Source organism: Nocardia sp. NPDC051030, assembly GCF_040683015.1.
Classification (GTDB): Bacteria; Actinomycetota; Actinomycetes; order Mycobacteriales; family Mycobacteriaceae; genus Nocardia.
Window position 1 is genome coordinate 99,620 of record NZ_JBFBCD010000013.1, and the last position, 20,439, is coordinate 120,058.

The 20,439-nt window shown below is 66.1% G+C and carries 20 protein-coding genes; 5 read left to right on the forward strand and 15 right to left on the reverse strand.

Translation table 11 applies throughout. The features are described 5' to 3' along the window. Positions 1-73: 73 nt before the first annotated feature. From AB0N05_RS35995 to AB0N05_RS36010, 4 genes are all read right to left on the reverse strand, one after another. The gene (locus AB0N05_RS35995) at positions 74-811 is read right to left on the reverse strand and encodes an ABC transporter permease (protein WP_364702728.1); all 738 of its coding nucleotides are present in this window, start codon (positions 809-811) and stop codon (positions 74-76) included. Then, complete coding sequence (locus AB0N05_RS36000; protein ID WP_364702731.1) at positions 811-1,557, reverse strand: ABC transporter ATP-binding protein; 747 nt, start codon at positions 1,555-1,557, stop codon at positions 811-813. The genes AB0N05_RS35995 and AB0N05_RS36000 overlap by 1 nt, the downstream gene beginning before the upstream one ends. After that, positions 1,554-2,231 (reverse strand): LppX_LprAFG lipoprotein, encoded by a 678-nt coding sequence (locus AB0N05_RS36005; protein WP_364702734.1) that lies wholly within the window; start codon positions 2,229-2,231, stop codon positions 1,554-1,556. The genes AB0N05_RS36000 and AB0N05_RS36005 overlap by 4 nt, the downstream gene beginning before the upstream one ends. Positions 2,232-2,309: 78 nt before the next feature. Then, positions 2,310-3,155 (reverse strand): SDR family NAD(P)-dependent oxidoreductase, encoded by an 846-nt coding sequence (locus AB0N05_RS36010; RefSeq protein ID WP_364702737.1) that lies wholly within the window; start codon positions 3,153-3,155, stop codon positions 2,310-2,312. Between the two features lie 114 nt (positions 3,156-3,269). Here AB0N05_RS36010 and AB0N05_RS36015 point away from each other — a divergent pair, with 114 nt between their 5' ends. Continuing rightward, complete coding sequence (locus AB0N05_RS36015; RefSeq protein WP_364702740.1) at positions 3,270-3,854, forward strand: TetR/AcrR family transcriptional regulator; 585 nt, start codon at positions 3,270-3,272, stop codon at positions 3,852-3,854. A gap of 800 nt (positions 3,855-4,654) precedes the next feature. On the opposite strand, the gene AB0N05_RS36020 is transcribed toward AB0N05_RS36015, so the two are convergent. Both AB0N05_RS36020 and AB0N05_RS36025 read right to left on the reverse strand, forming a co-directional pair. Next, positions 4,655-5,287: a response regulator transcription factor gene (locus AB0N05_RS36020; RefSeq protein ID WP_364702743.1), complete on the reverse strand. Its 633-nt coding sequence runs from the start codon at positions 5,285-5,287 to the stop codon at positions 4,655-4,657. Then, entirely contained in the window at positions 5,284-6,468 is a 1,185-nt protein-coding gene (locus AB0N05_RS36025) for a histidine kinase (protein ID WP_364702746.1), read from the reverse strand. Before AB0N05_RS36025 ends, AB0N05_RS36020 begins: the two co-directional genes overlap by 4 nt. A gap of 161 nt (positions 6,469-6,629) precedes the next feature. Between AB0N05_RS36025 and AB0N05_RS36030 the strand changes: the two genes are divergently transcribed. Both AB0N05_RS36030 and AB0N05_RS36035 read left to right on the forward strand, forming a co-directional pair. After that, complete coding sequence (locus AB0N05_RS36030) at positions 6,630-8,159, forward strand: multicopper oxidase domain-containing protein (protein WP_364702749.1); 1,530 nt, start codon at positions 6,630-6,632, stop codon at positions 8,157-8,159. 134 nt (positions 8,160-8,293) lie between these two features. Further along, positions 8,294-8,902, forward strand: a complete 609-nt coding sequence (locus AB0N05_RS36035; protein WP_364702751.1) for a dihydrofolate reductase family protein — start codon at positions 8,294-8,296, stop codon at positions 8,900-8,902. 864 nt (positions 8,903-9,766) lie between these two features. Here AB0N05_RS36035 and AB0N05_RS36040 read toward each other — a convergent pair. Together AB0N05_RS36040 and AB0N05_RS36045 are read right to left on the reverse strand one after the other, a co-directional pair. Continuing rightward, a complete protein-coding gene (locus tag AB0N05_RS36040; RefSeq protein WP_364702754.1) occupies positions 9,767-10,780 on the reverse strand; it encodes an LLM class flavin-dependent oxidoreductase in 1,014 nt (337 codons plus the stop codon). A gap of 40 nt (positions 10,781-10,820) precedes the next feature. Continuing rightward, complete coding sequence (locus tag AB0N05_RS36045; protein WP_364702757.1) at positions 10,821-11,258, reverse strand: MarR family transcriptional regulator; 438 nt, start codon at positions 11,256-11,258, stop codon at positions 10,821-10,823. 85 nt (positions 11,259-11,343) lie between these two features. Between AB0N05_RS36045 and AB0N05_RS36050 the strand changes: the two genes are divergently transcribed. Next, complete coding sequence (locus tag AB0N05_RS36050) at positions 11,344-13,155, forward strand: ABC transporter ATP-binding protein (RefSeq protein WP_364702759.1); 1,812 nt, start codon at positions 11,344-11,346, stop codon at positions 13,153-13,155. Between the two features lie 171 nt (positions 13,156-13,326). After that, positions 13,327-14,199: an SGNH/GDSL hydrolase family protein gene (locus AB0N05_RS36055; protein WP_364702762.1), complete on the forward strand. Its 873-nt coding sequence runs from the start codon at positions 13,327-13,329 to the stop codon at positions 14,197-14,199. Positions 14,200-14,215: 16 nt separating this feature from the next. On the opposite strand, the gene AB0N05_RS36060 is transcribed toward AB0N05_RS36055, so the two are convergent. The 7 genes from AB0N05_RS36060 to AB0N05_RS36090 all read right to left on the reverse strand — a co-directional run bounded on the left by AB0N05_RS36060 (position 14,216) and on the right by AB0N05_RS36090 (position 20,439). Continuing rightward, entirely contained in the window at positions 14,216-15,424 is a 1,209-nt protein-coding gene (locus tag AB0N05_RS36060) for a helix-turn-helix transcriptional regulator (RefSeq protein WP_364702765.1), read from the reverse strand. A 101-nt stretch (positions 15,425-15,525) separates the two neighbouring features. Further along, positions 15,526-15,684 carry a hypothetical protein gene (locus AB0N05_RS36065; RefSeq protein ID WP_364702768.1) on the reverse strand — a complete coding sequence of 53 codons (159 nt, stop codon included), beginning with the start codon at positions 15,682-15,684 and terminating at the stop codon, positions 15,526-15,528. 429 nt (positions 15,685-16,113) lie between these two features. Beyond that, the gene (locus tag AB0N05_RS36070) at positions 16,114-16,269 is read right to left on the reverse strand and encodes a hypothetical protein (protein WP_364702771.1); all 156 of its coding nucleotides are present in this window, start codon (positions 16,267-16,269) and stop codon (positions 16,114-16,116) included. Between the two features lie 16 nt (positions 16,270-16,285). Further along, positions 16,286-17,062 carry a MerR family transcriptional regulator gene (locus AB0N05_RS36075; RefSeq protein WP_364702774.1) on the reverse strand — a complete coding sequence of 259 codons (777 nt, stop codon included), beginning with the start codon at positions 17,060-17,062 and terminating at the stop codon, positions 16,286-16,288. A gap of 44 nt (positions 17,063-17,106) precedes the next feature. Continuing rightward, the gene (locus AB0N05_RS36080) at positions 17,107-18,627 is read right to left on the reverse strand and encodes an NAD(P)/FAD-dependent oxidoreductase (RefSeq protein ID WP_364702776.1); all 1,521 of its coding nucleotides are present in this window, start codon (positions 18,625-18,627) and stop codon (positions 17,107-17,109) included. Continuing rightward, on the reverse strand, positions 18,624-19,544 hold the full coding sequence (locus tag AB0N05_RS36085) for a ferritin-like domain-containing protein (protein WP_364702779.1): 921 nt from the start codon (positions 19,542-19,544) through the stop codon (positions 18,624-18,626). Before AB0N05_RS36085 ends, AB0N05_RS36080 begins: the two co-directional genes overlap by 4 nt. Before the next feature lies 1 nt (position 19,545). Then, on the reverse strand, positions 19,546-20,439 hold the full coding sequence (locus AB0N05_RS36090; protein ID WP_364702782.1) for an SDR family NAD(P)-dependent oxidoreductase: 894 nt from the start codon (positions 20,437-20,439) through the stop codon (positions 19,546-19,548).

The window sequence follows — 20,439 nt, forward strand, 5'->3', positions numbered from 1 at the left end:
CCCGCGCCTGGTTCCTGCCGAACCCAATTCACGATAGGCCGATCGGCGAGCGCGCGAACCTATGTCGCACAACTCATCCCGTGCGGCGACGCAGCGTGGCCGCACCGCCGACCAGGGTGACGACCGCGAAGGCGATCACGATGAGCAGGTCCCGCCACATCAGGGTGGTGGGCTCGGGGAACGTACTGACCTCGCTCAACGCACCCACGGCATAGCGCAGCGGCAGCACATTGCCGACCAGCCGCAGGAACGGCGCCATCTGCTCGCGCGGCCAGATCAGCCCGCACAGCAATATCTGCGGAAAGACCACCAGCGGCGCGAATTGCAGCGCCTGAAACTCGGTGCGAGCGAAAGCGCTGGTGAAAAGCCCTGTGCAGGAACCGAGTATGGCCGAGCAGATGGCAATGAGCAGCACCGTCCCGATCGCGCCCTGACTGCGCAATCCCAGCAGGCCGTACGCGACCGCGGTGGCCACCGATGCCTGCGCGGTGGCCAGGATGGCGAAGGCGAGCGCATACCCGAACAGCAGGTCCAGCTTGTGCAGCGGCGTGGAGAGCAGCCGTTCCAGCGTGCCGCTCACCCGTTCGCGCAGCATGGCCACGCTGGTCACCAGGAACATCGAGGTGAACGGGAAGACACCGAGCAGCATGAGCCCGATCTGGTCGAAGATATCGAGCCGATCGTCGAATACGAAGCGCAGCAAGGTGAGCAGCAGCGTGGGCATGGTCAGAATGAGCGCGATGGTGCGGCGATCGTGGCGCACCTGGGTGAGCACCCGCAGCGCCGTGCCGAGCAGGAGCCGAATCGACATTACGCGGACACCTTTCGTTCCGGGGTCTCCTGTTGCTCGAGGATCAAGCGCAGGAATGCCTCTTCCAGATCGGCGGCACCGGTGGCCGCGCGCAGTTCGCCGGGCGTCTCATCGGCCAGCAGCTTGCCTTCGCGCAGGAGCAGCAGGCGTTCGCAGCGATCCGCTTCATCCATCACATGACTGGAGATGAGCAGGGTGATGCCCCGGTCGGCGAGATCGTGGAAGTGCTGCCAAAGGTCCCGGCGCAGAACCGGATCCAGGCCGACGGTCGGCTCGTCGAGGATCAGCACGTCGGGATTGCCGACCAGCGCACAGGCCAGGGACACTCGCGCGCGCTGCCCGCCGGACAGCGCATCCACCGCACGCCCGGACAGCTCTGCCAGCCCGACGTCCCGGATCGCTTCGTCGGCGGCGGCGGTGGCCGCCCCCTGAATGAGCGCGAAGTAGCGCACGTTCTGTCGGACGGTCAGATCGCCGTACACCGAAGGCTGCTGGGTCACATACCCAACCTGCTTGCGCAACTTGGCCGTTCCGGCGGGCAGGCCGAGCACCTTCGCCTGCCCGGACTTGATCTTCTGCACGCCCACGATGGCGCGCAGTAGCGTCGTTTTCCCGGAGCCACTCGGCCCGAGCAGACCGGTGACCGAGCCCGGAGCCACCCGAAAACTCACGCCATTCAGGACAGTCTGCTTACCGCGTTGCACAGTCAGATCGACTACATCGATCGCATGCTCGAATGTGGTCACTTCGGATTCCCCTGTCCGGTAACGCCATCGGAGGGCGCGGTCACTCTGGCAATGCGCACGTCGAGGGTGCCGCCGCCGGGAAAGGCCAGCACGGTGCGCACCGGCACATGCACGCCGCGCACCCGGATGTAGCTGGTCAGCGTGGCGTCGGTGTGGGCAGCGGGCAGCAGTGCGGTCACCGTTTCGGCGGGCACCACGGCCTCGATCCGGAAGACGTCGATACCGTCGACATTCTGCCGGGCAACGGTTTTCGGATCCTGCAGTTCACCGAGCAGGCGGGACAGTCCGCCGTCGCCGAGCATTCCCGACGGATTGGGCACACCCGATCCGGCCGAGAGCGGATGCCGGGCACCATCTGGCCCCACCGTGAACAACGCGCCATCGGCCTGCACGAATCGGATCGTCTGCCCCTGCGCCGTGACCGCCGTGCCACTGCCGGATCCGCCATCGCGGGCGGTGGCATCGACCTCCAGTCGCGCCAGCGGGAATCCGGGAACCGTTCCCTCGGAAAGCAATTCGATATGAGCGGCACCCAGATGCTTACTGGCGATCGAGGCGTCCCGCATCATGAGCCCCGCATCCGGCAGTCCGCCGGAGCCATCCCCGCACGCGGTGAGCACACCCATCGCGGCCACCGCCATCGCGCAGTGCAGCCGACTGGCTCTTCCGGACATTCCGGCCTCCCCTCGCGCCGACCGGAGACTACCGCGCGCAGCGACCGCCGCAACAGATCCGACGGGAGGAAATCCGCGCTAGGCGGGCCACACGAATTCGGGATCGGTGAGGTAGTCCAACCGTCGCTGATCCAGCGCCATGCGGACCATATCGCGAGCACCCGGGCCGATCACCTTGCGCAGCGGCGGATTCGGCATATCCACCAGGTCGAGGAGTTCCGCGGCGCCGACTTCGGGGCTGGGCGTGGCCCATTCGGAGTCGGCCTCGGTCACCGGCGGCGGGTTGAGCGGGTCCGGGTACTCGGACATGCCCAGGATTGCCGTGCGCGTATCGCTGTACGCGGGCGACCCCGACGCGAATTTCATGCTCGACCCCGCCCAATCGGTATCGAAACCACCCATCTGCGCCAGCGTGACCTTGATCCCGAAGGGCCGCAGCTCATCAGCGAGCGACGCACTGAAACCCTCCAGCGCCCACTTGCTCGCGTTGTACATGCTGAACAGCGGCAGCGACCCGACCGCCCCGACCGTGGAGATCTGCACGATATGCCCCGACTCCTGCTTCCGGAGGTGCGGCAGCGCGGCCTGCGTAACCCACAGCGCGCCATAGAAATTGGTGTCGATCTGATCCCGAATCTGCTGCTCGGTCAGCTCCTCGACCGCGCCGACCAGGCCGTATCCGGCATTGTTCACGATCACGTCGATCGAACCGACCGCCTCGAACGCCGCGTTCACAGTGGCGATGGCCTGCTCGCGATCACGGACGTCCAGGGGCAGCACGGTCAACCGATCCTGGTCCAGGTCGGCCATCGAGGTCACGTCCCGGACGGTCGCCACCACACGATCGCCACGCCCGAGGGCGGCGAGAGTAAAGGCGCGCCCCAGTCCCCGGTTCGCTCCGGTAATGAACCACGTGCGGGTCATGGTTGTTCTCCTCAGTCCATCGAGACGCACCGTCTCGTCTCGGAAGAGACTGCCACCCCGGTCCAGCCGTGTCAAGACGAGACGTTGCGTCTAGTCGAGTGGTACCGTTCGCCCATGCCCGGCCCCCCGAACGCAGTCCGCCGCAGCGAGCGCGCCCGCTCGGCAATCCTCACCGCAACCACCGAACTCATCCACGAACTCCCCTACGCCAAGCTCAGCATCGAGGCCATCGCCGCCCGCGCCGGCGTCGGCAAACAAACCATCTACCGCTGGTGGCCATCCAAGGGCGCAGTGGTCTTCGACGCCATGCTGGAACAGGACTCAGGCCCCGACGGCCCCGGCCTCCCCGACACCGGCGACATCCGCGCGGACCTACGCCTACTGCTCCGCGGTTCCATCGCCGCCCTCACCGAACCAGGCGTCGAAGGCTTCCTCCGTGCCATGTACGTAGAGATCCAACAGGATTCAGACCTGGGCGAGCTCTACCGCGAACGCCTACTCCGCCCTCAACGCACCGCCATCACCCGACGTCTCGAAGCGGGCATCCAAGCCGGGCAATTGCGCCCAGACCTCGACCTCGAACTCACCCTCGACCTACTCGTCGGCCCGATCCAATACCGCTGGTCGCTCGGAGTAGGCGGGCTGGACGACGCATATGCCGACGCACTACTGGAAGCGGTGATGGCTACTGCCATGTGACGGCTCGGCCTTCGGCCATCGCTTTCATTAACCGCACCGGTCAGAACCACGACTCGGGACGCTCGTGCCCGAAGCGCACGGCAGTACGGATATAGCGTGGTTGCGTCGCCGGACGTACCCGACGTTGGCTCCCCAGCCAGGAGCCGTCACCTCTCGTCCCAGCCTGGCTGGAAGGTTGTGGTCCCGTTCCGGGACCAACAACAAAAAACAAAACACGAAAAGACAAGAGACGAAAGAACAAAGACAAGAGCGCCTGGACGAGCAGAGAAGAAAAGACTCGAGAACAAGACTCGAGACACCTCAAGCCGGGGCGAGCCCGGGGCCGAGGGCCGTCGCCGGGACCGGGGGCGGGGCCGGGGCCGGTATGAGCGTGTCGCGGTGTGTCGGCTGGCCTGTTCATCGAGAGGGGACATGAGCCGGGGTTTTGTCCGTTTACACCAGCCTAATGTCCCTCCTGAACGTGTTCTACCCCCGAGACGTGCAGCGGCAGAGCCACTTAGGGCCTTCCGGGCTGCTCGTTGGTCTTTGTTCTTGTCTTCTCTCTTCTTGTCCAGGCGCCCTTGTCTTTTCATCTCTCGTCTTTTGGTTGTTGGTCCCGGAACGGGACCACAGCCATCCAGCCAGGCCGGGACGAGAGAAGACGGCTCGCAACGGGGGAGCCAACGCCGGGTACGGCAGGCGACGCGACCACGCAATATCGGTCCTGCCGTGCGCTTCGGGCACGAGCGTCCCGAGTCGTGTTTCTGACCGGTGCGGTAAATGAAAGCGATGGCCGAAGGCCGAGCCGTCCGAGCGGGAGCCTAACCGCCGATGCGATGGGCGAACACGGCCAGCCGCACCCGGTTGTCGCAGCCGGTCTTGTCCATCAGATTCGCCACGTGCGTTTTGATGGTGGTGACGCCGAGGTACAGCTGGTTGGCGATTTCCTGATTGCTCAGGCCCTCGCCGACCAGGGCCAGCACCTCGTGCTCCCGCGGTGTCAGGTCGATGACGGGCGCGGCGGGCTTCGAATCCGCTTGCAGCGCACGGTCTACCAGCCTGCGCACCAAGGAGGGAGAGAAGAGCATGTCGCCCTCCACCGTGCGCCGGATGGCCAGGAGGAGGTCGGGTGCGGCGGTGTCCTTGACCAGGAATCCGGCTGCACCGGCTGCCAGGGCGGGATACAGGTGGGCGTCATCGTCGAAGGTGGTCAGGACCAAAATCTTTGCGGTGGAGCCGGATTCGATGATCTGCCGGGTTGCGGCTACGCCGTCCAGTCCGGGCATGCGCAGGTCCATCAGGATCAGGTCCGGGTTCAGTTCGGCGCAGCGGCGTACGGCTTCCACGCCATCACCCGCTTCCCCGACGACGGCCAGATCTTCGGTTGATTCGAGCAGCATGCGCAGGCCGGTGCGTACCAGGCGTTGGTCGTCCACGATGAGCACCTCGATCATGCGAGCTCCGATTCGATTCGGCGGCGTGCCTGTTGCGTACGCGCCGTGGGTAATAGCGCCTCGACCACCCAATCACTCCCTACCGGCCGCACATCCAAGGTGCCGCCCACAATGTCCACCCGTTCGCGCATGCCGATGATGCCGTGCCCGGGCGGTCCCGCAATCGCGTTGCCGCCGCTGACGATTCGCACGGCAATGCCCTCGGTCGCATCCGTCACGGCCACCCTGACCTGGTCGGCGCGGTCGGCATGCTTCATCACATTGGTGAGCGATTCCTGCACCACCCGCAGCAGGGTCAGTCGCCCGATCGCATCCAGTCCGGTCGGATCCGCAGTGACCTCCGCGTCGACGGTGAATCCGGCGGCCCGGGTCCGCGTGACCGCCGCATCCACTTCGACCCGCACCGCGTCGGCTTCGACCAGCGCGACGTCGCCCAGCGCCGGATCACGCAGCACGACCAGCAGTCGCCGGATGTCGGAGAGTGCGTCGGCGGCGGTGTCGTGCACATCATCGAGTACCGCTCGCACTCTCGGGTCCGGGTCGTCGAGCACATGCCGCGCCACCTCGATGCGCAGCACGATCGAGGCCATGTGATGCGCGACCAGGTCGTGCAGCTCCCGGGCCATGGCGCTGCGTTCGGCCGCACGCGTATGCGATTCGGCTTCGGCCCTGCGGATTTCGGCGTCGGCGGCTTCCAACCGGAACCGTTCGGCCAGTTGGGCGTGCGCCCGCAGGTAGAGACCGAGCAGCACCGGTAACCCGACCGCGGCCACGGCTTCGACGGCGGTCGCCACCCGCCAGAACGGGGTCGGCGCGAACCACAGGTCGATCAGCACCGCCACCGCCCAGCCGAGCGCGGCGAGCGTGGAAGCGGCCCGCCCGGACCGCATGACCGCTTCGACCAGCGCCACCGCCCCGAGATACGGCACCAGCCCGGACAACCCCCACGCACTGGTCAGGAACATCGGAATCGCGAGTGTGGACATGGCGAGAGACACCGGCAGCGGCCACCGATCGGCCACCACGAACAGCGCCGCCGCGGCCATGGCGAACAGCCAGTAACCCGCCGACACCCGGTACTGGCCCGGGAAAGTGCTGGCGAGCAGCAGCAGCGGAACCAGGACCAGCGGGGTGCAGCGCAGGAGCAGCCGCAGGTCACGCCGGATGACGATGTCGGTCACGGGTCCACGGTATGGGACGGGCGCGGCCCGGTCGCACACCGAGGTCGGTTACATATCAGCTGATGGCAGGGCTGACAAGGGTCGCAGGGAGGATTCGTACCGCGCGATTCCGGCCCGCCGGGAGGAATCCGGGCAGCGCCCGCTCGCGAAGACTCGATCGCATGCCCGTGTCCGAGCACTTCCGAACCCCGCAGTTGTCCCGGCGCAGTCTTCTCACCGCCTTGGCCCTCGCCCCGATCGCCGCCGTCGGCTGCTCGAGCGGCTCGAGCGCACCCGCGCCGACCGGCTCTCGGCCGCTGCCGATTCCGCCCCTGGCCGCCGCGACCGTGCAGGACGGTGTGCGCCGATTCACGCTGCGGGCCGGGGCGGGCGAGACCGAGATGCTGCCCGGCAAGCGGACACCCACCTGGGGATACAACGGCACGGTTCTCGGCCCGACCCTGCGCGCCCGGCGGGGTGAATCGGTCGCCGTCACCGTGAACAACACGCTCCCCGAGATGACCACGCTGCATTGGCACGGCATGCACGTCCCCCCGCGCATGGATGGCGGGCCGTATCAGCCGATCGAGCCCGGCGGCACCTGGTCACCGACCTGGACGATCAATCAGCAGGCCGCCACCCTCTGGTATCACCCGCATCCGCACGGCTCCACCGAGAAGCATGTCTACCGTGGGCTTTCCGGCTTCTTCCTGCTCGACGACGATGCGGCCGATGGCTTGGATCTGCCGAACGACTATGGGGTGGATGACATTCCACTGGTAATCCAGGATCGCCGATTCACTCCGGACGGCGCACTGGACGAATCCGATCCGACGAACGCCGGGCTGCTCGGCGACACCATCGTCACGAATGGAATCGCCCACGCGCACTTGAACGTCCGCACCTCTCGCCTGCGATTGCGGATCCTGAACGGCTCCTCCGGCCGCGTCTACAACCTCGGTTTCACCGACGGTCGCGAGTTCCAGCTCATCGCCACCGACGGCGGCCTACTCGCCGCACCAATCACCCGCAACCGAATCCAGGTCAGCCCCGGCGAGCGCGTCGAGATCGTGGTCCGATTCGACAGCAACGCCCCAACGACGTTGCACTCCTTCCCGATCGAGAACCGCGGCACCCTCCCCGCCGCCGAGGCCACCACCTTCGGCTTCGACGATGCCTTCGACATTCTCGAAATCCGTCCGGCGGAAGGTATGAAATCCGCTGCCGCCCTGCCGAGTTCACTGATACCGATCACACGGCTGGCCACCCCCGGCACCCCGGTCGACCACTCCTTCGAACTCCAGTGGTTCATGATCAACCGCGCCCGCATGGACATGAACCGCATCGACTTCACCGTCCAGGTGGACACCACCGAGGTGTGGACGGTCCGCAATGTCGACAACTGGCCACACAACTTCCACATTCACGACGTCCAATTCCAGATCATCGCCATCGACGGAACTCCCCCACCGCCCGAGCTGGCCGGTTGGAAGGACACCGTCTTCACCCCGCCCGGCCCTACCTTCACCCTCGCCATGCGCTTCACCGACCACTCCGACCCCAGCTACCCCTACATGTTCCACTGCCACCTACTCCTGCACGAGGATCGCGGCATGATGGGCCAGTTCCTGGTCCTCGCCCCCGGCCAACAGCCCGCGCCAGCGCAGATGCCCATGTCCGGCATGGGACCCGGTGCGATGTCGCATCACTGATCGCGCGCAGAACACCTGTGGCGCGGGTCATAATGTGTTTTTCGGATGCCGCGATGAATCTCGAACCCGGCCACCGTCCTTATCTCCGAGCACGCCACAAGGGCGCAACCCCAACAATCAGGAGTAGATACCCCATGTCCAAAATCACCGCAGGCCTGTTCATTTCCCTCGACGGCATCATCCAGGACCCCCAGGACTGGCATTTCCCCTACTTCAATGACGAGATGGGCGCGGCCGTCGGCGAGCAGCTCGGAGCCGCCGACACCGTCCTCTTCGGCCGCAACACCTATGAAGGCTTCGCGGGCGCGTGGCCTGCTCGCGAGGACGCAGGTGAGGAGGACGCGGGCATGGCCAAGGCCCTCGGCGATGCCCGCAAGATCGTCGTCTCCCACGACGAACTCACCTTCACCTGGCGCAATTCCGAACAGCTGCAGGGCGATCTGATCGAGGGCGTCACCGCCCTGAAGGCGGAAAGCACATCAGACATCGGCATGAGCGGATCCCCCTCGATCGTCCGCCAACTCCTCGCAGCCGGGCTCCTCGACGAACTCCACCTGTTCGTACACCCGATCGCACTCAACTCCAACGGCCTCCGCCTCTTCGCCGAGGGCGAGCCCATCCCCCTCCGCCTCATCTCCGCCCAGCCCTTCGAAACCGGTGTGCTGCACCTGATCTACGGTCCCAGCGAGCCGGTTTCCGACCAGAGCTATGACGAGGCGAAAGCGCATCTGCCGCGTGATTGATGTGTTGGGGTGGGGTTGGATCCCCTTGTCCGGCTCGGCCTTCGGCCATCGCATTCATTAACCGCACCGGTCAAAAACACGACTCGGGACGCTCGTGCCCAAAGCGCACGGCAGGACCGATATCGCGTGGTGGCGTCGCCTGCCGTACCCGGCTTGAGCTCCCCCATCAGGTGCCGTTACCTCTCGTCCCGGCCTGGCTGGAAGGTTGTGGTCCCGTTCCGGGACCAACAACCAAAAACCAACAGATAAAGAGCAAAAGACAAGGGCGCCTGGACGAGAAAGAGATGAAAAGACTCGAGACACCCCAACCGAGGGCCCAAGGGTCGGGTATCGGCGTGTCACAGCGTGTCGGCCCGACCCGTTCATCGAGGGGGGACATGAGCCGGGGTTTTGTCCGTTTACCCCAGCCTAATGTCCCCCCTGAACGTGTTCTACCGCCCGCTCCGGGCGGGTCGGGCTGACTGTGGGGCTATCCCGGGCATTTCGGGGCTGCTCGTTGGGGTTTGTTCTTGTCTTCTCTCTTCTTGTCCAGGCGCCCTTGTCTTTTCATCTCTTATCTTTTGGTTCTTGGTCCCGGAACGGGACCACAGCCATCCAGCCAGGCCGGGACAAGAGAAGACGGCTCTCAACAGGGGAGCCAACGCCGGGTACGGCAGGCGACGCCACCACGCAATATCGGTCCTGCCGTGCGCTTCGGGCACGAGCGTCCCGAGTCGGTGTTTTTGACCGGTGCGGTTAATGAAAGCGATGGCCGAAGGCCGAGCCGTCCGAGGTCTCTACTGCGCGGGTGCGGCCGCTACCACGGTGATTGCTCGGAGTTACAAGACCACGGTGTTTCCGCTGCTGTACCTGGTTCCGCCGCCATTACCCTGGCACTGCAATTCGCTCGATGACCGCTGCGGCCAGGCGGCGGTGCGATTCCAGGCGCGCCGCCCGGTCGTAAGTGCTGGTGTGGACGAGGATTTCGTCGGCCTTGGTGCGGGTGATGAGTTTTTCTAGTTCGGGGAGGACCGTGTCTTCGGTGCCGTGAATGTGGCCGCGCATGGATTCTTCGAAAATGCTGCGCTGGCGTTCGGTCATCGGGATGCGGTCGATCTGTTCGGGTGGGATCAGTTCCGGGAATTCGCCTTTGGTGCGGGAGTAGGCGGCCGACCAGGCTTCCGGCATCAGGAGTCGGCGGGACTGTTCTTCGGAGTCGGCTATGACTACCGAGGTGGAAACAATTACATAGGGCGAAGATTCACTGGTGCCGGGGCGGAAGGTGGTGCGGTACTGGTTGATTGCCTCCACCATGGCATCTTCGCCGCCGAAAGGTGAGATGACCAGCGGCAATCCGAAGCGGGCCGCGCGTTGCGCGCCCGAACCGGTGGCGAGGAGGAAGGCGGGGACTCGCAGGCCCTCGGCGGGCCAGGCATGTACGCCTTGGCGGCCGTTCGCGAAATACTCCAGGAGAGCGGTCAATTGGGCGTCGAAGTCTTCCGCGTCGTCCTTGGTGTGGCCGAGGGCTCGGCGTACGCCATCGGTGAAACCGACCGAGCGGCCCAGGCCCATATCGATCCGGCCGGGGTAGAGGGATTCGAGGACGCCGAACTGTTCGGCGACCACGAGCGGCTGGTGGTTGGGCAGCATGACGCCGCCGGTGCCGACGCGAATCCGCTCGGTGGCCGCGGCGACTGCGGCCGCCAGCACCGTGGGGGCGGAACCTGCCACGCCGGGCACGCTGTGATGCTCCGAGACCCAGAAGCGGTGGTAGCCCCACTGCTCGGCCAGTCGCGCGAATTCGACGGTGTCCCGCAAGGCCTCCGGATGCCCCTGGCCCTGGCGGACGCGGGAACGGTCCAGGATGGAGAAGCGGGTCGCCCGTAGTGCGGAGGTCATGTTTCATGCCAACGCGCGGGCGGCCGGTTGATTCCAGCGGCTAGCGGGCGGGCGATTCGGCGGTGTCGAGTGCCTGGAGTAGACCGCGCAGGGTGTCGCGCTGGTCGGGGGTGAGGGCGGCGAAGACTTCCGCGGCGGCTTCGCGGCGGGCATCCGACATGCGATCGAGCACGCCGCGACCGGCCGGGGTGGGGGTCACCAGGGTGGAGCGGCGGCTGGTCGGGTCGGTCTCGCGGGTGACCAAGCCCGCGGTGGCGAGCGCGTCGACCAGGGTCGTGGCCGAGCGCGGGACGATGCCGAGATGCTCGGCGAGGGCCGACATGCGCAGTGGTTCGGGGGCGCGGCCGAGCACTCGCATGGCTCTGGCCTGGGCGGGAGTGAGGCCGAGCGGGGCCAGGCGGGTGGCCTGGATGCGGCGGATCCGCTTGGTGGCGCGCAGGAACAGGTCGGGGAGATCGTTCTCCGGGACGGTCGACATGACTGCGAGCCTAGCTCATTGTTGCGTGGAATAATTATGAGCTAGGCTCAGTTACACGCCTCAGTTCCTCGAAAGGAGGCCGCCTATGGCTTCGCCAATCAAACTCACCAAAGACGCAGCGCTCGTCAACGACACAGCGCCAACCAAATCCCGGCTTCGCCGCATCGCCGGGCTCTTTCACCCCTATCGTTCGAAGCTCGCCGTGGTCGCCGCACTCGTCGGCCTCTCCTCGGTCGTCGCGCTGGCTTCCCCCTTCCTGCTGCGCGGCATTCTCGACACCGCCCTCCCCCAGGGCCGCACCGGACTCCTGACCGCCCTCGCCGCCGGAATGATCGCCGTGACCGTGCTCACCAGCGTGTTCGGCGTCCTACAGACCTATCTCTCCACGGCCGTCGGCCAAGAGGTCATGCACGATCTGCGCTCGGCGGTCTACGCGCGACTGCAGAGCATGCCGCTCGCGTTCTTCACCGCCACCCGCACCGGCGAGGTGCAATCGCGCATCGCCAATGACATCGGCGGCATGCAATCCACCGTCACCACCACCGCCACCTCACTGGTCTCCAACTTCACCTCGGTCATCGCGGCCATGATCGCCATGGTCGTGCTGGATTGGCGGCTGACGCTGGTCTCTCTGGTCATGTTGCCGCTGTTCGTCTGGATCAGCCGCCGGGTCGGCAATGAGCGCCGCCGGATCACCGGGCAGCGGCAGAAGCAGCTCGCGAGCATGTCGGCGATCGTCGAGGAATCGCTGTCGGTGAGCGGAATCCTGTTGGGCCGCACCATGGGTCGTTCGCCGGAGCTGGTGGACGACTTCACCCGCGAATCGCGCGGACTGGTCGACCTGGAGATCCGGTCGAGCATGGCGGGCCGCTGGCGGCAGTCCACCATCGGGATCGTCATGGCGGCCATGCCCGCCGTCATCTATTGGGCGGCCGGACTCACCGTGGCCTCCGGGCATCCCATGGTGTCGATCGGCACCCTGGTGGCGTTCACGACCCTGCAAGCCGGATTGCTCCGGCCCGCCGTCATGCTGCTGTCCACCGGTGTGGATGTGCAGAGCTCGATGGCCCTGTTCGACCGGATCTTCGAATACCTGGATCTGCGCCCGGATATCGAGGAGCCGGATAACCCTGTGCCACTGCCCGATTTGGCCTCGGGACAGGTGCGGATCGAGCAGCTCGGATTCACCTACGACAGCGATGACCGGAATGTGCTGAGCGATATCGACATCACGGTGCCCGCCGGAACCAGCCTGGCCATAGTCGGCGAAACCGGTTCGGGCAAAACCACTCTCGGCTATCTGGTGGCGCGCCTCTACGACGCGACGACCGGCCGGATCACCATCGATGGCGTGGATGTGCGGGATCTATCCTTCGCAGATCTGTCGACCCATGTCGGTGTGGTCTCGCAGGAGACCTACCTGTTCCACGCCTCGGTGGCCGAGAACCTGCGCTTCGCCAAACCCGATGCGTCCCTGGCGGAATTGCATGCGGCGGCACGCGCGGCACAGATCCACGACCACATCATGAGCCTGCCCAAGGGTTACGACACCCTGGTCGGCGAACGCGGCTACCGGTTCTCCGGCGGTGAGAAGCAACGCCTGGCCGTGGCCCGCGCCATCCTGCGCAATCCGCCGATAATGGTGCTGGACGAGGCCACCAGCGCCTTGGACACACGCACCGAACGCGAGGTCCAAGCCGCCATCGACGCCCTGTCGATCGGCCGCACCACCATCACCATCGCCCACCGCCTCTCCACCATCCGCGACGCCGACCAGATCGTCGTCCTCGATCGCGGCCGCGTAGCCGAACGCGGCACCCACCGCGAGCTCCTGGACCGCAACGGCTACTACGCCGACCTGATCTCCCGCGACGAGGTGCTGGCCCCCGCCGCCTGACCTGGGCCGCAGGCGTCCGCAACCCGATTCACGGTGCCTGCCACCCGAGTCACGAGCGCCTGCCACCCGAGTCACGAGCGCCTGCCACCCGAGTCACGAGCGTCTGCAAGGCGTCTGCAACCCGGGCCGGAGTACCGCGCATGCGCTCGGGACTGCCTACGGTCCCGAATCATGCTTTCGCACATCTTGACCCGTACTGCCTGCGCCGTGACCCTGGCTTCGGGGACCGTACTGGCTGCCGCGCCGATCACGCACGCCGCGCCGGACGGTCCCCACTATGTCGCACTCGGCGATTCCTTCTCCGCCGGAGCGGGTGTATTCCCCTTCTCGGATGCGGCCGTCTGCGGGCGCTCCGCGGTCAACTATCCGGCACTGCTCGCCGACCGGCTTCAGGTGGCGACCTTCACCGACGTCTCGTGCAGCGGCGCGACTCTCGACAAACTCACCACAGCGCAGGCTGGCATCATCAGCGGTGCCAACCGGCCACAGCTCGAGGCCCTCACTCCCGATACGACGCTGGTCACCATGACCATGGGCGGCAATGACATCGACCTGACGTCGACCGCGATGCGCTGCGTCAACGTGCTGCCGGAACCGCTGGGTGTCTCCTGCGCGAGCGAATTCACTGCGGGCGGCCACGACGTGTTCGTCGAACGCATCGCGGCCCTCGAATCCACCTATGATCGCGCCCTGAACGAAATCCACTCCCACGCACCGCAAGCCACGGTCGTCATCGCGGGCTACCCCACGGTGTCACGTCCGGGTGCCTGCTGGGAACAACCGGCGTGGTCCAGCGACGCCGACTATCTCCAGTCGATTCTCAACCGGCTCAATGAGATGCTCCGCACCGTCGTCACCCGGCGCGGTGATGTCTTCGTAGATACCGCGACATCCACTGTCGGACACGACATGTGCGCCGCACCGGATCAGCAGTGGGTCAATGGCCTCATCCCATCGAGCTCCGCCGCCATCGCGCCACTGCATCCGAATGCGCGGGGCGAGCAGAATATTGCCGATCAGATGATCGGCGCACTGCACCACTGAGGGGTGTCGGAGGTGTTCAGCGCACCGACTCCGCGATGGCCGCACGGGCATCGCGGATCTCGGATAGCGCCGCGAATTCCGCCGACTCGTGGTGGATGTCGCGCAGTCGCGCGGCCGCCCGCCCGGCGGTCCAGGAGTCGGCCATGGGCAAAACCCGTGCGACACACTCGGCCGCCCGGGCGGGTTCGCCCATAGCGAGGTACACCCGCGAGCAGTTGATCAGGTCGAACAACTCGCGATCCGCGACGCTGTCGCCCGCGCGGTCGAGAATGCTCGCCAGATTGTCGTGCAGGTGCCCCGAGTACCGGGGCCGGGTCGCGATCAAATTCCGGAAGGCCGCACCGACGTGCCGGTACTGCTCATGCGGGCTCGGCCAGGTACGGCGCGGCCCGACCACTCCGGCGAGCTGCGCCGTCTCGAGGCAGCGCTGCGCCGGGGTGCTCGGCGGGGCATGATCGTCATCGGCGGCGTATTCGGAGGCCAGCATGACACACCGCTCGAAGGCCCTTCCATCGCCGATCATGCTGTACGCCAAGCCTTCCCAACCGATCAGCGCCGACTGCAAGCGCGGATCCGCCGACCGGCGCACCAAATACTGCGCGAACTGCACCACTTCGAGCGCATCCCCGGGCTGACCGATATCCAGATACAGATACGCCAGCCCACCGAGCGCACCCGCGATCAGCTCGTCATCCCCCGCCGCATGCGCGAACTTCGCGGCAAGAGTAAACCGCTGCCGCGCCCGGCCATGATCCTCCACATCCCAATGCATGGTGCCCGCGAGATGCGCGAGCTCAGCGCCCGCCCGCAAGGCCTCGCGCGCCCGGGTACCACGGTCGAGCCGAGTCATATTCAGGCGCAACCAGTCCTCCACCGGCCCGAGCGCTGGCGTCGCATCATTCCACTGCCGCGCCCGCGCCCACTCGGCCAGCCGTCGCGCCGCCTCGATCTCCCGATCCGTGAACTCCATTCGGCCCCGGAGGGATTCGGCCGCCGGTTGCAACATCGGCCGCAGCTCGGTCAGCGCATCCTCGACAGCGTCGGCGATCCGTACCCCCAGTGCCCGCTCATAAGCGTCCACATGCTCGGGACGAACCCCACGCACCCCCGTCTCCAACTGCCCGAGATACGGCTTGGAATAACTGGTCAGCTCTGCCAGCCGAGCCAAACTGACGCCCGCCCCAACCCGCGCGGCCCGCAATGCGGCGGCCAACTCCGCCATCATCTACCTCCAGGTCGCCTACTCGCGGCACAGCCTAAGCGCCCCACCGCAGCACCGCTCGCCGACCCGGCCGCCAGCATCAGCCGACCACCACCAGCCCGCCATCACCAGCCGGTCAACCCGGGCAGCAGCGCCTTCCCACCCAGGTCCACCACCTTCGTGCCCGGCCCGATGTGGTCGCGCTGACCCGCCAACACCGGCTTCTCGACACCGGCCCGCCAATATCGCCCGCCGCCACGGGCCACTTCAAGATCAAGGAGCACTCAGGGTCGAAATCGGCCCCAAAACCCGCCACCACAGCTCCCTCAGCAGATGGTCACCGGCCCGCCATAACCGGCCGGTCGATATAGCCCGCCATCCGGACCAGCCATCAACCAACCGGGCGACACAGCCCGCCAACACCGGCCACTCGACACCAGCTCGCCAACATCGCCCGCCAACTCTGGCCGACCAGCACCAGCCCGCCAACATCGCCCGCCGCCATGGACCACTTCAAGATCAAGGAGCACTCAGGATCGGAATCGGCCCCGAAACCCGCCACCACAGCTCCCTCGGCGGATGGCCACCGGCGTGGGGTGAGCCGCGCTTTCTGTGTCGTGCGGAAGTACAGAAGCTGCATGGGTTCTCGACAGCTGCAGGGGTTGTAAGGCCTGCAACTGTCGAGAAACCCTGCGGCTCTGGGGATGCCACTGTCAGGTGGACCGCGCGGGGTCAGCGTCGAGCAGTGCGGCGACATCCGCCCAGCCGGTCGCAGAGACGATGCCGAAGTGCGTGTATGGCAGTCGGCGGACCATGAGGCGGGCATCCGCCGAGCGCCGTGTGGACGGGTGGAGTCCTGCCGGAACCACGTCGGAATGGCGAGGCTCAGGCCTGCGGCTTTTTTCCCGCGCGCTTCTCGGCGGCGGTCTCCAGGTAGGCGTTGAGCTCGCTCTCGAGGACGCGATCCAGGGCCTGGTGGAGGGAGTTTTCGACTGCTGTGACGCCTAGTTCGCGGAGGTGGTTGAACATCTTGGTGGTGGCAGCGGTCTCGGCGTCCGTGTCGGGCAGCCAGCCGGGGCCGTGCTCGGCAACGATCTGATCCCGGGCCAGGGTGATCATGAGGCGGGCGATGTCTTCGACTCGCTCGACTACTCCGGCGTAGACGTCTATGAGGCCGTCCAGGCCGTAGCCGTAGCCGTGTAGGGAGGCGAAGGTTTCGAGGAGTTCGGGCTGGGTGATCTCGACGGTGTCCTCGTGCAGGCGGGCGAGGCCGAGCTTGGCCAGGCGGTCGAGTTCGCCGCCGGTGACCGGGTCGCCGTCCACGCCACCCAGGAAGGTGTCGAGGAGTTCGCGCGGAACTTCCAGGGGCTCTTCGGTTTTGCCCCAGGTGGCGGTGACGGCCTGTTGTAGGCCGAGCACTTCGGTGAGGTCCTTGCCGGTCTCCCAGCTGGTGATGAAGTCGGCGATGTGCGCGATGGTGAAGCCGCGCTGCAGGAGTGCGTCGATGAGCTTGAGGCGGGCCAGGTGGGCGTCGTCGTAGATGAGCGCGCGCCCGCTGCGACGCGTGGGCGTCGGCAGCAGGCCGCGTTCCTGATAGGCCCGCACATTGCGGGTGGTGGTGCCGGCGGCGTGGGCGAGATCGTCGATGCGGTAGTCCGCCATCCTGGTCTCGCCCTCCCTTGTCGCCGTTGCGCCTCGCGTCGACATTAGCCGAGCGAGACGGCCATTCCGGTGTCGGCACCCGCCGCGCGAGCATTGTCGCGGGGCACCTGGACGTAGTCGTCGAGGTTCACCCGCGCCAGCTGGCGGACGTATTGCGTGCCGAATCCCGGATACATGGTGGCGTTGAAGCCGTCCTCGGTGAGGTACCAGCTGCTGCACCCGGAATTCCAGGTGGTGGCGGTCAGCCGCTGCTGCAAGCGGGCATTGTGGCGGTCCTGGCGTTCCTGCCGCACCTCGAGCATGCGTAGATCCCGCGACAGCAGAATGCCGATGGCATCGGTGAGGTACTCGATCTGCGCCTCCATATAGACCAGCGCCGAATTGTGGCCGGGCCCGGAGTTCGGGCCGAAGGTGAGAAACAGGTTCGGGTACCCCGCGACGGTCACGCTCTTGAAAGCGTAAGCGCCCCTGCTCCATTCATCACCGAGCACGCGACCGTCGCGGCCGGTGATCGGGATGGGCGAACCGGCCTTGGACACGTCGAAACCGGTCGCGAACACCACACAGTCGAATTGATGCTCGATGCCCTCCGCGGTGCGAATGCCCTTCTCCGACATCCGCGCGATGGGCCAGGTGACCAGCTTGCAGTTCTCCCGTTGCAGCGCCGGATAGTAGTCATTGCTGATCAGCAGCCGCTTGCACCCGGCCCGGAAATCGGGCGTCAACTGACGCCGCAGCCACGGGTCACTCACCTGACTCCGCAAGTGCAGCATCGCGACCGACTCGACCACGCGAGTCAGCGGCGATTTCCACACCACACCCAGCGCCACCGACTCATGACCCCAGAACCAGGCTTCGCGCGCCAGCTTCTGCGTCACGGGAGCCTGCCGGTAGAGCTGCTTGGTCAGCCCGCTCGTACGCCGGTTGGCGCGCGGCAGCACCCATCCCGGCGTGCGCTGGAACACCTTGACCGACGCCGCCCGCTCGACCAGCTCCGGAATGATCTGCACGGCACTGGCTCCCGTGCCGACCACGGCCACCTTCTTGCCGGTGAAGTCGTATTCGTGATCCCAACGGGCACTGTGTATCTTGTGCCCCTCGTAGTCCTCTATCCCGGGTATGCGAGGAAAGCTGGCATTCGACAGCGGCCCGGACGCGACAATCACGCTGCGCGCCTTCACCTTCGGCTTACCCTCGAAGGCGATATCCCACAGCCCGCTCACCTCATCGAACTCGAGGCCGGTCACGGTGTGGTCGAATCGAATGCTCGGACGGACTCCGAACTCATCGACCATCGCCTCGATATAGGAGAGGATCTCCGCGCTACCGGAGTAGGTGTGCGACCACTCCGGATTGGGCGCGAACGCGAACGAGTACAGCCGAGACGGAATATCGCATGCCGCACCGGGATACGTATTATCCCGCCACGTGCCGCCGACCCGACTACCCCGCTCGAAGACGGCGAAGTCGGTAATCCCCTTCTGCCGCAGCCGGATCGCCGCGCCGATTCCCGCGAATCCCGCACCGATGATCGCCACATCCAGCGGCTTGCCGAGGGCGCTCATGCGACCGGCTCGTAGGTGAGTTCCTTGGACCAGGTGGGCTGCGCACCGAGGAAGCGTTCCGGAATCCGCGCGGTCAACTTGACCATGGCATCCGCGAACAGGTGATACGGATGGTCTCGGTTGATCACCCAGTTGCCGTGCATCTTCACGATCCGGTACATGGGCACGCGATTGGCGATCGGGGCGCGCTCACCCACCGACCGGAAGCGGCGCATGGCGGCGTACAGCTTCTCCTCATCGACGCCCATCTCCACAATATTGTCGCGCATCTTGTTCAACAGCGGCACATAGCTGAGCACGCCGACAATGAACGACGGCTTGGCCCAGCCGCCCACCAGATCGATGGCCAACTTGCGCACGGTGGCGTGCCCGAGCAGTTCCATGACCGCGTAATCGGTTGCCAGGTGCCGGGATTCGTCGGCATTGATCTTCTTGAAGACCTCCTGCGCGACCGGGTCGGTGATCTCGTCGGTGATGAACTTGATCAGCGCGCCGTCGAGGGCCACCTCGAGCATGGGGATGACGGTGCCCAGGAAGGACAGCGACATATCGTCGGCGTGCTTGTCCAGGAAGTCGATCACCAGCTTCACATTGATATTCGGCTCCGGGATCTCATCGCCGTCGAGCATGCCCCACCGGCGCATGAGCGCGAGTTCGGCATTGGCGTGCCGCTGTTCCTCCGCGTGGAAGTAGCGATAGATCTGCTTGAGCGTCTCGGTCGGGGCCTTCTGCGCCATGGCGGCGAATCCGCGCGCGCCGACATTCTCGATCCACATGAGATCGGCCATGAACGGCTTCAGCTTGGCGTGCAGGGCGGGGTCGATGGTCTCGACACCGGGTGCGTCCCAGTCGATATCGGCCAGGGCCCACTGCTTGGACTTGATCTTGCCCAACATATTGTCGAAGTCGAAAGGCATGTCAAACTCCTGTCTTCTCGAAGTGCGCCCCGGGCGTCGAATCGTCCTGCGGCAGGACGCGATTCAAGACGCCGAGAGCATGGGTGTAGAGGGCCGGAAAGTGCCGCTTGAGCAGCCAGACCGCATGCGCGTCCAGCTGCGGCAGCACATACAACCGACCGTGATCGTGGGAATCGAGGGTCGTGCGCGCGACCCGCTCCGGCGAGAACCCGGTCCGGCGCATGAGCTCATCCGCCAATCGTGAAGCGCCCGAGCCGATCCGGCCGTCCTGCACCACATTCGTCTTGACGAAGGTGGGGCACAGCACAGTCACCGCGACTCCGCTACCCGAAAGTTCGGCGGCGAGAGTCTCCGACAACGACATGACACCGGACTTGGACACGTTGTAGACGGCCATCCCGGGAGCAGCCGCGAACCCGGCCGCCGACGCGACATTGATGATCCCGCCCCGCCCGGCCGCCCGCAGCTTCGGCGCGAAGATCTCACAGCCGTGCACGACGCCCCACAGGTTGATCCCCAGCGCCCACTGCCAGTCATCGAATCCGATGCTGCCCACCGGCTTTCCGCCGATGCCGACACCGGCGTTATTGATCACCAGCGTCGGCGGCCCTTGGAAGACGACCTCGGCATGCCGGGCCAGGGTCTCCACGTCCTCGCGCTGGGAAACATCGCAGAACACCGAGTGTGCGGGCTGCCCGTACGTACGCTCGATCAGTCGAACCGTCTCGTCGGCCCGATCCTTATCAATGTCGGCACACAGCACTTCCCCACCGCGCGCCGCGATTTCGAGCGCGAAGGCCCGGCCGATGCCGCTGCCCGCCCCCGTCACCACGGCCTTGGCATCGTGCGAGCGGCGGTCGCCGAACACCGGCAGCACACTGTCCAGAATTCCCAT

What these genes read in the sequence shown, in the direction of transcription:
- AB0N05_RS35995 (WP_364702728.1), bottom strand. Translation starts at nt 811, where the DNA reads ATGTCGATTCGGCTCCTGCTCGGCACGGCGCTGCGGGTGCTCACCCAG.
- AB0N05_RS36005 (WP_364702734.1), bottom strand. Translation starts at nt 2,231, where the DNA reads ATGTCCGGAAGAGCCAGTCGGCTGCACTGCGCGATGGCGGTGGCCGCG.
- AB0N05_RS36010 (WP_364702737.1), bottom strand. Translation starts at nt 3,155, where the DNA reads ATGACCCGCACGTGGTTCATTACCGGAGCGAACCGGGGACTGGGGCGC.
- AB0N05_RS36015 (WP_364702740.1), top strand. Translation starts at nt 3,270, where the DNA reads ATGCCCGGCCCCCCGAACGCAGTCCGCCGCAGCGAGCGCGCCCGCTCG.
- AB0N05_RS36020 (WP_364702743.1), bottom strand. Translation starts at nt 5,287, where the DNA reads ATGATCGAGGTGCTCATCGTGGACGACCAACGCCTGGTACGCACCGGC.
- AB0N05_RS36030 (WP_364702749.1), top strand. Translation starts at nt 6,630, where the DNA reads ATGCCCGTGTCCGAGCACTTCCGAACCCCGCAGTTGTCCCGGCGCAGT.
- AB0N05_RS36035 (WP_364702751.1), top strand. Translation starts at nt 8,294, where the DNA reads ATGTCCAAAATCACCGCAGGCCTGTTCATTTCCCTCGACGGCATCATC.
- AB0N05_RS36040 (WP_364702754.1), bottom strand. Translation starts at nt 10,780, where the DNA reads ATGACCTCCGCACTACGGGCGACCCGCTTCTCCATCCTGGACCGTTCC.
- AB0N05_RS36045 (WP_364702757.1), bottom strand. Translation starts at nt 11,258, where the DNA reads ATGTCGACCGTCCCGGAGAACGATCTCCCCGACCTGTTCCTGCGCGCC.
- AB0N05_RS36050 (WP_364702759.1), top strand. Translation starts at nt 11,344, where the DNA reads ATGGCTTCGCCAATCAAACTCACCAAAGACGCAGCGCTCGTCAACGAC.
- AB0N05_RS36055 (WP_364702762.1), top strand. Translation starts at nt 13,327, where the DNA reads ATGCTTTCGCACATCTTGACCCGTACTGCCTGCGCCGTGACCCTGGCT.
- AB0N05_RS36060 (WP_364702765.1), bottom strand. Translation starts at nt 15,424, where the DNA reads ATGATGGCGGAGTTGGCCGCCGCATTGCGGGCCGCGCGGGTTGGGGCG.
- AB0N05_RS36075 (WP_364702774.1), bottom strand. Translation starts at nt 17,062, where the DNA reads ATGGCGGACTACCGCATCGACGATCTCGCCCACGCCGCCGGCACCACC.
- AB0N05_RS36080 (WP_364702776.1), bottom strand. Translation starts at nt 18,627, where the DNA reads ATGAGCGCCCTCGGCAAGCCGCTGGATGTGGCGATCATCGGTGCGGGA.
- AB0N05_RS36085 (WP_364702779.1), bottom strand. Translation starts at nt 19,544, where the DNA reads ATGCCTTTCGACTTCGACAATATGTTGGGCAAGATCAAGTCCAAGCAG.
- AB0N05_RS36090 (WP_364702782.1), bottom strand. Translation starts at nt 20,439, where the DNA reads ATGGGAATTCTGGACAGTGTGCTGCCGGTGTTCGGCGACCGCCGCTCG.